Annotated in this window: 13 protein-coding genes; 9 read left to right on the top strand and 4 right to left on the bottom strand. The window is 53.4% G+C overall.

Annotated elements, in window-relative coordinates; all coding sequences use genetic code 11:
* The first annotated feature begins 1 nt into the window (after position 1).
* The 3 genes from ACFFSY_RS19100 (at position 2) to ACFFSY_RS19090 (ending at position 4,283) form a co-directional block, all read left to right on the top strand.
* Positions 2-904: a C40 family peptidase gene (locus tag ACFFSY_RS19100; RefSeq protein ID WP_377496964.1), complete on the top strand. Its 903-nt coding sequence runs from the start codon at positions 2-4 to the stop codon at positions 902-904.
* 185 nt (positions 905-1,089) lie between these two features.
* Positions 1,090-3,069 (top strand): peptidoglycan D,D-transpeptidase FtsI family protein, encoded by a 1,980-nt coding sequence (locus ACFFSY_RS19095; protein ID WP_377496962.1) that lies wholly within the window; start codon positions 1,090-1,092, stop codon positions 3,067-3,069.
* Between the two features lie 548 nt (positions 3,070-3,617).
* Positions 3,618-4,283 (top strand): pectate lyase, encoded by a 666-nt coding sequence (locus ACFFSY_RS19090; RefSeq protein WP_377496960.1) that lies wholly within the window; start codon positions 3,618-3,620, stop codon positions 4,281-4,283.
* A gap of 96 nt (positions 4,284-4,379) precedes the next feature.
* Here the strand turns inward: ACFFSY_RS19090 and ACFFSY_RS19085 are convergent, their stop codons facing one another.
* The gene (locus ACFFSY_RS19085; protein WP_377496958.1) at positions 4,380-5,021 is read right to left on the bottom strand and encodes a cysteine hydrolase family protein; all 642 of its coding nucleotides are present in this window, start codon (positions 5,019-5,021) and stop codon (positions 4,380-4,382) included.
* 331 nt (positions 5,022-5,352) lie between these two features.
* Between ACFFSY_RS19085 and ACFFSY_RS19080 the strand changes: the two genes are divergently transcribed.
* From ACFFSY_RS19080 to ACFFSY_RS19070, 3 genes are all read left to right on the top strand, one after another.
* On the top strand, positions 5,353-5,583 hold the full coding sequence (locus ACFFSY_RS19080; protein WP_377496956.1) for a hypothetical protein: 231 nt from the start codon (positions 5,353-5,355) through the stop codon (positions 5,581-5,583).
* A gap of 125 nt (positions 5,584-5,708) precedes the next feature.
* Positions 5,709-6,254 carry a DUF3231 family protein gene (locus tag ACFFSY_RS19075; RefSeq protein WP_377496954.1) on the top strand — a complete coding sequence of 182 codons (546 nt, stop codon included), beginning with the start codon at positions 5,709-5,711 and terminating at the stop codon, positions 6,252-6,254.
* A 189-nt stretch (positions 6,255-6,443) separates the two neighbouring features.
* On the top strand, positions 6,444-8,507 hold the full coding sequence (locus ACFFSY_RS19070) for a methyl-accepting chemotaxis protein (RefSeq protein WP_377496953.1): 2,064 nt from the start codon (positions 6,444-6,446) through the stop codon (positions 8,505-8,507).
* Positions 8,508-8,591: 84 nt separating this feature from the next.
* On the opposite strand, the gene flgB is transcribed toward ACFFSY_RS19070, so the two are convergent.
* Positions 8,592-8,999, bottom strand: coding sequence for a flagellar basal body rod protein FlgB (gene flgB, locus ACFFSY_RS19065; protein WP_377497840.1), 408 nt, complete (start codon positions 8,997-8,999; stop codon positions 8,592-8,594).
* A gap of 162 nt (positions 9,000-9,161) precedes the next feature.
* On the opposite strand from flgB, the gene ACFFSY_RS19060 reads away from it, so the two are divergent.
* Positions 9,162-9,644, top strand: coding sequence for a DUF2975 domain-containing protein (locus tag ACFFSY_RS19060; RefSeq protein ID WP_377496952.1), 483 nt, complete (start codon positions 9,162-9,164; stop codon positions 9,642-9,644).
* Between the two features lie 89 nt (positions 9,645-9,733).
* Here ACFFSY_RS19060 and ACFFSY_RS19055 read toward each other — a convergent pair whose 3' ends face one another.
* A complete protein-coding gene (locus ACFFSY_RS19055; RefSeq protein ID WP_377496950.1) occupies positions 9,734-10,474 on the bottom strand; it encodes a C40 family peptidase in 741 nt (246 codons plus the stop codon).
* Between the two features lie 276 nt (positions 10,475-10,750).
* Here ACFFSY_RS19055 and ACFFSY_RS19050 point away from each other — a divergent pair, with 276 nt between their 5' ends.
* The gene (locus tag ACFFSY_RS19050) at positions 10,751-12,358 is read left to right on the top strand and encodes a cellulase family glycosylhydrolase (protein WP_377496948.1); all 1,608 of its coding nucleotides are present in this window, start codon (positions 10,751-10,753) and stop codon (positions 12,356-12,358) included.
* Between the two features lie 59 nt (positions 12,359-12,417).
* Here ACFFSY_RS19050 and ACFFSY_RS19045 read toward each other — a convergent pair whose 3' ends face one another.
* Positions 12,418-12,810, bottom strand: a complete 393-nt coding sequence (locus ACFFSY_RS19045) for a DoxX family protein (protein WP_377496946.1) — start codon at positions 12,808-12,810, stop codon at positions 12,418-12,420.
* Positions 12,811-12,968: 158 nt separating this feature from the next.
* On the opposite strand from ACFFSY_RS19045, the gene ACFFSY_RS19040 reads away from it, so the two are divergent.
* Positions 12,969-14,684 (top strand): alpha/beta fold hydrolase, encoded by a 1,716-nt coding sequence (locus ACFFSY_RS19040; protein ID WP_377496944.1) that lies wholly within the window; start codon positions 12,969-12,971, stop codon positions 14,682-14,684.
* Positions 14,685-14,753 lie beyond the last annotated feature (69 nt).

Here is a 14,753-nt window from a genome sequence, read left to right as displayed (position 1 = left end):
TATGCGAACATATCGTTGGTTGTCGATGGCCGGCATCGTGAGTTTGGCGGTATTGTCGAGCGGATGTGCGGGTGCCAGGAACGAAGGAGTTCAACAGCAGAATCAAGTTCGTCCCCTGCATTCGATGCAAACGCAGGAGGCGCGTCAGCACGTCAATCAGTATCTATCGGGCAGCAACCCATCTTACCACTCCAATGCCGTCAACAACCCGTATTATTACAACGACCAATCAAATTACAGCAACCAATCTATTTACAACGGCCAATCTAATTACAACGACCAATCTAATTACAGCAACCAACTAAATTACAGCAACCAATCTAACTACAACAACCAATCTAACTACAACAACCAATCTAACTACAACAATCAATCTAACTACAACAATCAATCTAATTACAGCAACCAATCTAATTACAACAATCCCTCTGATCACTCCACGTCCGTCAATAATCCGGCGGCGGCGCAGCGGTCGGTCATGATTCAGAAGGTCATCAGCACGGGGATGAAGTATTTGGGGACTCCGTATGAGTTCGCTTCGGACCGCCACACGACGCGAACTTTCGATTGCTCGGATTTCGTCAGGCAGGCTTATGCCGAAGGCGCTGGAATCAAACTTCCTGCCGATTCGAGACAACAAGGCATGTACGTGCGCAGCACGGGGACGGATACGACCGATTGGAGAACGCTCAAAGCGGGAGATGTCATGTTCTTCAGCAGTCCGGGCGTGAAGATTACCGGCAGCAATCATTACAAGGTTCGCATTACGCATGACGGGATCTATCTCGGAGACGGCCGAATTATGCATACGTACTCCAAGAAATCCGGAGGCGTACGAGTCGATACAATCGCGGGCAGCCAATGGGAAAGACGCTTCCTGTACGGAGGCTCCGTTATGAAATAAACGGCTAGCCGAAGGACATGTAAAAGTCGCATACGATGCGGCTTTTTTTTTGTTGTGTCGTATTGTGACGATCGCCTGCGGATTTTCGCAGTTGAATTTGCAAAAACCTTTTTCCTAATTTTGTCGTCTAAAGGAGTCGAGAGGGAATTATAGGCGTGTAACACATCAAGTTAGCAGGTGATCGAATGCAAACGGAAGTCAACACGGAGCAGCCGCGCAGCCGAGGAGGCTTCGCGTTCCGGGTACAGCTGTATTTCGTCGTCGTGTTCGTGCTGTTCAGCATGTTGATCCTACGGCTGGCCACGCTTCAATTCGTGGAAGGTCCCAAGCTTCGGGAGCAGTTCGAGAATGCAAGCACGAGCAAGGTGAAGATTCCGCCGATCCGCGGGGACATTCTGGATTCGGAGGGGAATAAGATCGCGTATTCCACCTCGACCCAATCGCTGTATTTTACGCTTGAGCGGGGATTCACGAAGGAAGAGGCGCAGCAGCTCGCCTTGAAGCTTCAGCAAATCTTCATCGATTATGGCGATCCCTCGGGGGCGATGACGGCGAAGGACATTGTGAAGCAGATGGATCTGAAGTTCGCGCAGAACACGATTGCCGTGCCAAGGCGGATTAAGACGGGGCTGACAAATCAAGAGATCGCATATTTCGCCGAGCACCGGGATCAGTTCAAAGGATTCGAGGTCATCGAGGAAGCCGTCCGGAATTATGCTTCCGATCCATTGGCCGTCCAGCTCGTCGGTTATTTGAAGAAGTACCGCGGCGTGAAGGATGTTCTCGATGTCTATGAAGCCAAACGCAGCGAAGAGGATGCTCGTCTCCAATACCTCGATGATGAGGACGTCGGCTACGATGGACTGGAGCTCATGTATCAGGACGTGCTGCGCGGCAAGAACGGGTTGAAGATCTATCCGGTCAACGCCAGGGACGAAATTATCGGCGAGCCGGACATCACCGCGCCCGAGCGCGGCCATAATTTGGTGCTGACGATAAATTCGACCGTACAGCGCAAGACGGAGCAGGCGATCATGAATCAGCTGGAGAAGCTGCGCAATACGCCGGCTAGCCAGCATGGCGCCCCTTATGCGCGGACCGGTTACGCGGTGGCGATGGAAGTGGCGACCGGCAAAATCATCGCGATGGCCAGTATGCCGGATTATGATCCGAACGTGTGGAAGGGCGGCCGAATATCGTCCGAAGACATGAAGAGAACGCAATTCTTCCAAGGGAATGGCACCATCCGGCAGAACTATGCTCCTTATGAATCGCAGGAGGAGCGGGACCGGCACCCGCCATCGCTCGTCTTCCTCGGTTCGACGCAGAAGCCGCTCTCGATTCTGGTCGGTTTGAACGAAGGGCTGTTTACGACGGGCACCACGATCCAAGATAACGGCATTTTCTATTTCGGCCGGAAAGGTCACGAGGTGTCTGTCCGGAATGCAAGCGGGGCGGCGAACGGACGAATAGACCCGGCGAAGGCGCTCGCCAAGTCATCTAACGTCTTCATGTCGCAGATGATCGGCAATGAATTGTACAAGAAGTACCAGCGCAAAGGTCTGGATGTCTGGGACAGTTACATGAAGCAATTCGGCTTGGGCGCTCCTACGGGCAGCGGCCTGCCGAATGAACATAACGGCATCGTCGGCTATTACGACAAAGAGGCCGGCAGCGCTCAAGCTGCGCTGATCTATGCCTCCTTCGGTCAGCAGGGGCGGTATACGACGCTTCAACTGGCCCAGTATGCGGCGACGCTCGCAAGCCGGGGGACACGCATGAAGCCGCAGTTCGTGGATCGGATTGTGGATGGCGAAGGCAAGGTCATCCAAGGATTCAAGCCTGAGGTGATGAACCAGGTCGACTTTCCGGAAGCCTATTGGGATGAAGTGTTCCAGGGTATGGCGCAGGTCAAAGTGCAAGGCTTCGAAGATGCTTCGTATTCCTTCTATCGCAAGACCGGCACCTCCCAGCAGGATGCGGGGAACCGCAAGAAAGTGGAGAATGCCGTATTCATCGCGTTCGCCCCGCAGAAGAACCCGAAGCTGGCCGTCGCCGTCGTCGTGCCGGATGGGGGATACGGCGGATATGGCGCCGCACCGATCGCCCGTCAGATTTTCGACGCCTACGACGAGGAGATCGGGTTGCAGAACGGAACGAAGTGATCCGAATTAGTGACAGGGCTGACCCAATGGTACCATGCGGTAACCAAGCGGTCGGCCTTTTTCATTAGCGGCGCATTCGACTTGCGTACCTTCAAAGGGGGAGGTGCGCGAGTCAGTCAGACGCCGAAATTTGCCTTCTAGGACTCCAAGCATGCGAAGAAACCGATACGTGAGTACTAGTCGGGACTACTCTATGGCTAGCATTCGGCAGGGCGGGACCAGCAATAAAGCAGGATTCTAACAGTCGATCATCCGCTTCGGCGATCCCTTTGGCAAATGAGACTAAGTCTGTATTTGCGTAAAAAGTGGGTAATATAAAAATTAATGATTAGCGTATTATATCGAACGAATATCTCGATAATATGTTAACTGTGATTGATGTATATTAATAAATGGGAGATTTTGACTATTCCGCCTGCTGAATGCGAGTGATATATTGAAAGCGGATACAACGGAAGTGCGCACGGATGGATCCGCATGGATGAGGATGCTAGTACGGCCGCTATCATTCCTGTTCATATATCTCTCCAATAGGCGGTGTTAATAATATGAAGAAGTTATTCGGTTGGGTGTTAACGATGGGGTTGATCGTTTCATGTATGCCGGCTCAGCCGGCGAACGCCGCCACCACGGTCAATTCGACCATTATCGTGCCGGCTGGCACAACCTATGACGGCAAGGGCCAGACCTTCGTGGCGAATGCGAGCACGCTCGGGGACGGCAGTCAGGCGGAAGGCCAGAAGCCGGTATTCCGGCTGGAAGCGGGGGCAACGCTGAAGAACGTCATCCTCGCGGCGCCGGCTGCCGACGGAGTTCATTGTTATGGGAGCTGCAACATCGTCAACGTAACCTGGTCCGACGTCGGCGAAGACGCCTTGACGCTGAAATCATCCGGCACGGTGAACATTACCGGCGGCGCTGCGTACAAAGCATACGACAAGGTGTTCCAGCTCAACGCGGCGGGGACGATTAATATTAAGAACTTCAAGGCGAACGACATCGGCAAGCTGGTGCGCCAGCTCGGCGGTTCGACCTTCAAGACCGTCATGACAGTCGACAATTGCGATATTTCCAACGTCAAAGATTCCATTCTGCGGACGGACGCAACCGTAAGCACAGGTAAAATCACGAACACTCGTTACTCTAAAGTGCCGACGCTCTTCAAAGGATTTGCATCCGGCAACACGAGCGCTTCGGGCAATACGGCATATTAATGACCGCATGTAGGTTTTTGATGCCGTAACAGGAGAACACGCGAAGACAGCAGTCCGCGCTATAAGCGGCCTGCTGTCTTCTCGCGTTTCGTCGTGTCAAGAGGGGACAAGCTGCGGAGTCGGGGCAGGCTGCTGCTTCCAGAAGGAGATCACCTGCTGCGTATCGGCCACCATGCCAAAGTACGTATCCACCGTCTTCAACGTCATCTCGTGTTCAGCTTGCGTAAAGGCGGCGCACGCATCCTTCACGAGCACAATCCGGTAATCCAGCATGAACCCGTCCCTCGCGGTCGATTCCACGCACAGATTCGTGCTGACGCCGGTCATGATCAACGTCTCGATTCTCATGGTCTGCAGTACGGACGCCAGCCGCGTATGGATAAATCCGCTGTAGCGATGTTTCTTGACCACGGTTTCATTCGGCAGCGGCGCCACTTCATAAAATTCCGCTCCCCAGCTGCCAGTGTGGCATATCGGGTTCACGCCATCTTGAAACCGGGATACCCATACTTCCGAATCGGTCGCCTGCTCATGGTTCGTCTGCAGGAAAATAACGGGTACGCCATGTTCCCGCGCCGACGCCAGCAGACTGTGCAAGGCAGGCATCATGATCTTGGCGGCACTCACGTCACTGCCTAATTTCGCGATTGCGCCATCCGGATGACAGTAGTCGTTCTGCACGTCCACGACGATGACCGCCGCTTTCTTCTGTGCTAAATTCGCGATTAATTTCTCCAAGCGCTCACCTGCTTTTTCGTTTTTCTTCGAGCGATCCCAGTTCGCTGTACCGTTTAATTTTCCATTCGACCGCGGTTCCTATGACAATCGAATCGTTCGATTTTCTTCGTCGCGGGGCCCGATACCTGTGGCGCTGTTCGTCGTTGCCGGCAAGCAAGCGATGACATCCAACCCGGCGTTTGACGCTCGTTAGGTTTCGCCAAGCCCCATTATCGCGTCGCAAAAGGGCAATTCGTCGAATTTCGCACAACATCGATTTGCATTTGCCCTGCAAACTGATGTACCATTACCTACTGACTGTACAAATTCGAATGATTGTGGAGGACAACCAATGAGCAACCAAACCACCTTAGCGCCAGGACAAGAATTAATTACGGATAAAGACTTCGAACTCGCCGTAAAACACAAGCTGGATGTCATCGTCACGCAGAACGGGATACGCCAACGCCCAATTACGACCCTTAGCGGGTATAACGTCACAACGGCGACACTCTCGGACGGCAAGCGGTTTCTAAGATCCGCGAACAAGTTCCATTTGTACGAAGAGAATAGCGCGAAGTAAGCGCAGCATGCTTGCTTTTGAAGCCGCAGACATGCGGCTTTTTTTATTTCGGTGAAGCGGGGGCGAACTGTATAGCGCAACGGGGAAGGGGCAACCCTAACCAAAAACAGTGGAGATGCTGACCAATGAATTTGCTGGAAATGCTTAAAGACGCGATCCATCCATTCGGCGACGGCAAGAAACCGCCGCTTCACGTCGGCGAAGTCATGAATCTCTGGTTTTATTTGACGGCCACCGAACAGACGCTTCGCGGAGAGCAAGTTTCTTATAATACCGCGCAGGACCAAGAGCTGAGAGACAAAATCGAAGACGTCATAAATAATGTTCATCTCCCCATCCGCGAAGAGTTGAAAGACTTCCTTAGAAGCGAAGGCGTCCCATTGCCGAATGCGACCCCGGACAAATCGATCGGCGATTTTCGCGCCATGCCGGAGAACGCCAAGCTATCCGACGAAGAGATCGCGAATCTCCTTAGCTTCAATATCGTTCTGGGCATTAACTATGCATGCCGCGGCTTGACGGAGGCGACCAGACCCGACGTGGCGTCGATGTTCGCGAAGTTCCAGATGAAGAAAGCCGCTTTCGCGCTAACATTCCGGCAGTTGATGACGGAGAAGGGGTGGCTGCTTGTGCCGCCTGCTTATCATGCTGGATCGGAAGGTCGCCTATAGCATCACCAATCGGCAACATAGCTTATCGACTAACCCGGCTCCTGCCTATGGAGAGCCGGGTTATTTGCGCTTCCCATTGACTGCCCTAGTTATGAATTTGGGGTTAATCAATTCGACTCGTCTGCCGATATAAAGAAGTGATGCTTCGATCGCAGCCGTGAAGCAAAACAACGAGAGAGGATAAGTGAGATGGGGAAAATCAAATTTATCAATAAAATGAGAAATATTTCGCTCAAAGTCAAGCTTCCAGCATTAATAAGCGCGCTTGTGATCGTCGTGCTTGTCGCGACCTCCACGATCACGTATTTCTTTGCGTCGGATCTACTGCTCAAGAAGAGCAAGGACGAAATCGCCGGTATCGCGGATCGCATGGCGGAAGGGCTATGGACGGCCGTCCAGCTTCAAGAGCAGTCTACGTTCCTGTCCTCTGAACACAATTCGTACCGCGATTTGTTAAAGTTGCGATATGCCGGAACGATGAGCGATGCCGAGTTTACTTCGTCTTCCAATCATCTTTATGGCGAAGTAACCGAGTCTATGAAACGCGGTCTGCAAGGCACGCGGGGAAATGATTCTTTCTCCATTATAGATAACAAAGGAGCCGTTGTCGCTTCGACGGACGCGTCTCTCATGAGCAAATCCTTCGGCGATCTAGCTTATTTCAAAGAAGCGATGGCCGGCAACACGGCCATATCGGATGCATTTCGTTCCGAATCCGATGCCAAGAAGATACTGATCGTCTTCGCCACTCCGATGAAAGACGCGGACGGCAACATTCTCGGCGTATTCACGTCGACGGTGAACGGCGATTTCTTCACGGATAAATTCAAGGACATCCACATCAATGGCGAAGGAAGAATCGAGATTCTGAGCCGAGACGGCACGTACCTGTATCAATCCATGAACGAAGAGATGATCGGCGTCTATATCGGGGATCAACCAGGGGTTAAAGAGTTTCTGGCGGACAGAGCGGTCGGGGAGATTAAAACCACCGAAGTCGATCAAAACGGAGAGTATTTGCACATCAATCGGATTCCTACTGCCGATTTAACAATATCCGTCGTCGATTCTTATACAGATATTAATCGGCCGATCCAAGACATGCTGCTCAAAGTCTTCATCGTTACCATCATCGCCGTACTTGTCGCCGTCGTATTCGGCATCGCCTTGTCGCGATACATCACATCTCCTATTCTGAGACTGAACGGACTGTTCAGGCAGCTGGCTTCCGGCGATCTGACCGTCACCGCGCAAGGGAACTACGACAGCGAATTCAAAGATTTGGCGACCAGCTTCAATGCGATGGTGTCGCAGAATAAAGAACTGATCACGAACATGAATCATTCGATCGCCATTCTGGGCACGAGCACAAGCGAATTGGAAGTCTCGTCGAAGAAGACGGCGCAGTCCGCAAGCGAAACGTCCGTCACCTCCATGGAGATCGCGAAGGCGATGGAATCGCAATCGCACGAGACGGAGCACATCGTCGAGAAGTTCAATGGTTTCGGCGACAAATTCGCGTCGATGAATCACAACGTGCAATCCGTCCGGGATATGGCCGAAGAAATCGTCGCGGTGTTCCACGATAGCAACAAAGTCGTAGACGATCTGACGGACAACAACGCGAAGAACGAGCAGGAAGTGCAGAAGATCTCCGAGATCACGGCCAAGCTGCAAGTCAGCTCGAATAACATCAGCCAAATTACCGGCGCAATCAGCCAAATCGCCGGCCAAACGAATCTGCTTGCCTTGAATGCTTCCATCGAGGCGGCACGCGCGGGCGAGCATGGGCGCGGATTTGCCGTCGTCGCATCGGAAATCCGCAAGCTGGCGGAGCAAAGCTCGAAGCAATCGAGCCAGATCAACGAGATCATTCAGCAGAACCTGCTCTACGTGCAGGAGAACAACCACAGCGTCGTCGAGATCCAAGAGATTGCCGCCAAGCAGGATGCTTACGTCAATCAGACGCGAATCGCGTTCCAGTCGATTCTAGACAAGATCACGGATATCACGTCTCGAATCAAGTCGATGGCGGACGAAGTATCCTATATGGAGCGGGACAAGGAAGAGGTTCTGCAGTCGGCCCAAAGCCTCTCGGCGTCTGGCGAGGAAGTATCCGCTTCCGTCGAGGAGGTAAGCGCGACGATGATCGAGCAATCGACGACCGTCCAGCAGTTGGCGCTTATGGTGGAGACGATCGACGCCCTGACGAAAGAACTGGCCGAGTCGGCTTCCAAGTTTAAGGTCGAGTAATCAACTCGCATCCGATATACCGCAGCACAATAAGGCAGCCCGAGATTGGGCTGCCTTTTGCGTGGGGTCTTGTCCGAGAACGAGCTACTTCAGATCGGCAAGCAGTTTTTTGTATTTGTTGTAATGACCGCCGACTTTGTCAGCCAGGAATTGATAAGCGAGCTGATTGCTGGCCAAATTCACCATCTCCGCATCGATGTCGACATTGTTCCGATTGTTGTTCATCGCCGTACGGTGATCTTGGATCGTCTTGTACGGAATCGTCCGAGACTCGGTGCCGCTTGGCAGATGGTCCGCATGGGTCCGATTAAGCCGTACCTGCGCCGTATGACTGCCGTTGATCTGTTTCGCCAATTCCTCTTCGAACACGACTTTCCGCGCTTTGTATCCAGGCGTATCCGCATGGGCAATATTCGCCGCGATCGTCTTGTGCTTATGTTCCAGGATACCCAATAACGCTTCGTTACGTTTCGCGCTCTTGCTCACTAGCATGATTTTCACCACCTCCATACCTCCATCTTACGGCCATGAAGCCGGGACAGGTTCATTTTTTATGAAACAACAATAACGTATTCCTAAACAACTAAAATATATTGTTCTGCGATAAATTATATGCTAAATTCAAGAAAGGATAACGAAGCGGGGGGATTGACAGTGAGTCGAGGATCGACCTTATTTCTAAAAGGGGTTGTCGTTCTGGTCGGGATAGCGGCGCTTGCCGGATGTGCAGTTGCCTTGCCCATCATGGCCAGTAAAGACGCCGCAGCTCATCCGGAGACGGCTTACATGCGGTATCCGTTCCTGGCGGGTTCGTATGCGCTTGCCGTTCCGTTCTTTATTGCGATGATTCAAGCCTTCAACTTGTTAAGCTGCATCGAACGCAACAGGGCTTTCACAGACAAGGCTGTGCGCGCGCTGAAGCTCATCCGGTACTCGGCTATCACGATCTGCGCCATCATCGTGCTCGGCGTCCTCTCGATCATGCTCTTCATTCATGATGAAGACATTACCCCATTCATTACCTTGGGGATCGTGGGCATGTTCGCGACTAGCATTATCGCAACCTTCGCCGCTCTGCTGATCAAGGTGCTTCAGCATGTCATCGCGTTCAAAATCGAGAATGATTTGACCATCTAACGAAGATGCGCAAAAAAAAACAGCAGCGACCATCAGGCTTGCGCTCGGGCCTGGAGGATGCTGCTGTTTTTTGTTTAAACGTGAACGCTTTATTTCTGGTCTAAAACGGAGCCGCCTATGAAGAACCGCCACTGCAGGTGATTGCCGAACACGTTGTCGATGCGGACGCCGCCCGTTCGAGGCGAGGCGGTGTGAATCATTTTGCCGTCTCCTAGATAGATGCCGCAATGCGTAATGGCATCGACGGATTTCGTAACGCCCCGGTATAGATCGGGATTCGTGCCCAGGAACGAGGTGAAGAAAAGCAGATCGCCGCGGCGCGCGTAATTCAAATCGTAGTACACCCGGTTCGAGTAGGCGAGCACATAACGAGCCTGACTACGTGAATCAAGCGGAAGATTCATCCCAAGACCAGACAAGAACGCCCAGCGGGTGAAATCCGAGCAGTCGAAGGAGGACGGATCGGACCGATCCGAGCCGAACTGATAGGGCGTCCCCATGAACCTCGAGGCCATCTCAATGGCATTCTCTGCATAGCTGCCGTTGCGCGGGCTGATCGACGGGTTAGGGAATACTTGGGTCATGGCCGATTGCGCCATGAAGGTGCCTGTGCGGCCGCCGGCGCGGTATGGGCGGCCAATGCCTTGGTCCCCGCGCTTCAGATCCATGTCTGTGTTCACAATACGAGGATCATCCAACCGCTGGTCGGTGACGCCTTGCGTGCGAAGTTGATTGTTAAGATTATCCGCATCCGTATCGTTACGGCTGGCACAGGCTGTTGCGACAAAGGTAAGACTTAGTACAATCGCTGTAGTTTGCATCCATCTCATGGTGTTCTGCTCCCTGTACGTTTTTCTACAGTGTGCCTCATATCCAGGTTTTTCATTACGAATCGCGGGCATCCCCCACTCATGTAAGCCCTTTCAAATTTCTATATGAATTTTGTGGGAATTTGTGGGGTAATTCTGGCGGATGAATCCCGCTATAATCGTGGTGCACCGAAGATCGTCAGCATTATTGGCACAGCTCAACCGGAGAGGAGGAAGTAGCGCGTCGCAATTCAAGTAACGTGATCAACCATACACGCTAGAACGGAGGTTTTTGACATGAAATTGAACGTAAAATCGCTCGGCATCTCGCTGGTCGCCATGTTCGTCATCCTCGCAGCTGCGCTCTCAAGCTGGAGTACGGCCGCGTCTGCGGCAACTGCCGACTTCAACTCGCTCAATTCTTCGCAAATCGTGTTCGAGATGGGAGCAGGCTGGAATCTGGGCAATCAGCTCGAAGCCAGCTCGAACGGCACGCCAAGCGAGACTGCATGGGGCAATCCCGCCATTACCCAAGCTCTCATTCAGAAGGTTAAGGCGGCGGGCTTCAAGACGATCCGCATCCCGGTGTCGTATTTGAATTATATCGGGAGCGCACCGAACTATACGATTAACTCGGCCTGGTTGAATCGGGTGAAGACCGTCGTGGATTACGCCTACAATGAAGGGCTGTACGTCATCATCAACATTCATGGAGACGGTTACAATTCCGTTGCCGGCTCTTGGCTGCTCGTGAACGGAAGCGATCAAACGACGATCAAAGCGAAGTATCAGAAGGTGTGGCAGCAGCTCGCCAACACGTTCGTCAACTACGATGAACGTCTGATCTTCGAGTCCATGAACGAAGAATTCGACGGCACTTATGGAACGCCGAACACGGCGTACTACGCCAATCTGAACGCTTATAATCAAATCTTTGTCGATACCGTCAGACAGACCGGCGGCAACAATGCCGCGAGGTGGCTGCTTATACCCGGCTGGAATACGAACATCGATTACACCGTAGGCAACTACGGGTTTGCGCTCCCGACGGATAACTATCGCGATTCCTCCATTCCTAGCGCCGAGAAGCGGATTATGATTTCCGTCCATTACTATTCGCCGTGGGACTTCGCGGGCGAGGAATCCGGCACCATCACGCAATGGGGTGCGACGGCGGCCAATTCGGCCAAGAAGTCCACCTGGGGGCAGGAGGATTACCTCGAAGCGCAGCTGAAATCCACCTATGATAAATTCGTCGCGCAAGGCTATCCCGTCGTCGTCGGCGAGTTCGGATCTATTGACAAAACGGCCCTTGATGCCGCGAATAACACCTATCGCGCCGCATTCGCCCATGCGGTTGCTGCCACGGCCCGCAAATATGGTTCCGTGCCGGTGGTATGGGATAACGGGTACAACGGGCAGTATGGCTTCGGGTTGTTCAACCGATCGACCAACACGGTGACGCAGCAGGGCATTATCGATGCGATTATGAGCGCGATGAATACGAACAAATTGAAGAACGCATCGACCGGCTTGTACATGGACGGTATGGGCCGCACCACAAGCGGATCCAACGTTGGCCAATGGGCGACCAGCACGAGCAACAACCAGCGATGGATCACGGAATTCTACGGCAGCTACTATAAATTCAAGAATGCGGCCACCGGCCTGTATCTCGACAGCATGGGCCGTACCGCCAGCGGTTCCATATGCGGACAGTCGGGCAGCAGCACGAGCGGCAATCAGCGTTGGGCTTTGGAACCGTACGGCGGTAATTACAGAATCAAAAATGTGACGACTGGTCTTTATTTGGACAGCGGCGGCAGTACGACGAACGGTGCCGACTTGAAAATGGGGAGCAGCAGCACGTCGACCAACCTGCAATGGCAATTCATTCGCCCTTAGTCCACCCGCGATAAACAAGAAGAGAAGGGACCGTCCGCAAGGGCAGTCCCTTCTTCTTGTCAACGAGTCGTGAATAATCGTTGGACCCGATCGTCCCGCAGCCAAAGCCCGCCCCATGCGAGTATCGCCAGATAGACCGAGAACAGCGTATGAGAGAACAACGGATTGTCTAAACGAACATGCGTTGCGACAACACCGCCATAATACGCTGTCAGCAGGATCGCGCCGAGCACGGCCGTGCGGGGGAAGGCGTAGAGCAGCGTGGAGATCAGCCCGAGGATGGCAATCGCCAGCAGATGATGTTCTTCGAATCCCAGCGTGGTCGTACTCTCTACCACTGATTCCGGTTTGAATAGCTTGGCGATGCCGTCGAACAGCATGAATAACACGACCAACCCGCTTAATGCGTAAGATGCCCATAGACGTCCTTTGGAACGCTTTTGTACTGCCATGATTTCGTGACCTCCATCGAAGTGAATTTGATAACTGAATCGTATCACGGGGCGTGTGCGGAGGTTTCTCCTCGATTGCGGCATTTTTTTCCTGCGAAGTGAACATATCGATGACCTTAAGCGTCTCAATCCTGTACATTATCATGGGAGGGATACCATTGAACGAACCGATTATCAAGCAAAACAGCGGCAAACTTCTATTGACAGGACTCCTTGCGGCCAGCATCGCGGTCGGCAGCTTGCCTGCGGCAGCCGGCGCGACATCTTCGCATGATCTTGCGCCGACGTCCATCGCATCCGGATTGACGGCAGAGGAGACGCTGGTGCCGCTGCGGGCGGCAGCCGAGGATATCGCCGCCATCGTGCGGTATGATGGCATATCTCGTACGGCGATCGTGACATGGGCCGGACATGAGCTTCGCTTCCCGATTGGCAAGGCAACGATGACTGTCGATGGCCGATCGATAGCGTTAGACAAGCCGCTTCGTGTAGATGCCCAAGGGCGTCTCCTCTTATCGTTGTCGGCGTTCAATGAAGCGCTCGGCATCGAATCTGCCTGGTCGCAGCTAGAAGGATTGACCCCGAGTGGCAAGTCTTATGACGCGAAGAGCGCGCGTTTCGTCCGCCAGCTCGCGAGGGGGCAATGGGATGCCGCGGCCGCGAACTTCAGCAAGGGCTTGACGGCGGCGCTTCCCAGACCGACATTGGAAGCTTTCTGGGCCCAGGTGCAAGCGTTATACGGCGGCGTCGCTTCGCTAGAGCAGGTCACCATCCAGCCCAATGCCGTACATACGACGGCCAAATTGCTGTATAAGACGGAGCGGCAGCTGCCATTCGCGCTTGAAGTGAGATTTGACGCCGATGGCCGGATTGATGATCTAATCGTCCCCGCTATGGCCGATGTTCCTTATTCTCCGCCTAGCTATGATCTGCCGCAGACGTATAAGGAGGAACAGGTCGTGGTCGGCGAAGGGACGCTCGCTCTGCCAGGGAAGCTGACCGTACCATCGGATGGCCGAATTGCCGCCGTGGCCGTACTTGTTCACGGCTCCGGTCCGAACGACGAGGACGAGACGGCTGGCGCGGCGAAGACGTTCCGCGATTTGGCCGTCGGTCTGGCCAAACAAGGCGTGGCGACGCTGCGGTATACGAAGCGGACGCGGGAGCATTCGTTCAAAGCTGTGACGCCCGGCTTTACGGTGAAGGACGAGACGATCGATGATGCGCTGTTGGCAGCGGACCTGGTTAACGCGGATGCCCGATTCGCGGACGTGCCGGTCATATTGGTCGGTCACAGCCAGGGCGGCATGCTGGTGCCGCGCATCTTGAAGGATGATCGGAACAAGCGCTTCGACGCCGCCGTCATCCTTGCCGGTCCTACCGTGCCAATCGAGGATCTCATACTCACGCAGTATAAGAACGCGGTAGAACGCGCCCGTAAGCAGGGGGCGTCGCCCGAAGTAATCGCTCAATTGGAGCAGCAAGCGAAGCAGTGGGAGCAGACGGTTGCGATCATTAAAGACGAACGTTATACGACGAATAATTATCCGGCGGATTTGCCGCTCCCCAATGCTTCCTGGTGGTTCGATTTCCGCAATCATTACGCCGCCGAACAGGCGAAGGACCAACATATCCCGCTGTTCATCGCGCAAGGCGACAACGACGTACAAGTGGATGCCTCGAACCTGGAAGGATGGAAGAAGGCGCTATCCGCCCGCACAGACGTCACGTATAAGCTGTATCCGAAACTGAATCACGTCTTCGTTCCGTATGATCAGCCCTCGACAGGCGCGGAATATATGCTGCCGGGCAATGTCCCGATCGAGGTCATGGAGGATTTGGCGGCTTGGATGAAGCAGCAACCAGCCAAATAATGAACAAACGGGGGTGTCCCAAAAGTCATCAAAAGATGACCTTGGGATACCCCCGTTTTTTTAAAAAAA

This window comes from Paenibacillus aurantiacus (assembly GCF_042431225.1).
Lineage (GTDB): Bacteria > Bacillota > Bacilli > Paenibacillales > Paenibacillaceae > Paenibacillus_Z > Paenibacillus_Z aurantiacus.
The sequence above is the reverse complement of the archived record's forward strand: the minus strand, read 5'-3'. Positions and strand labels throughout refer to the sequence as shown.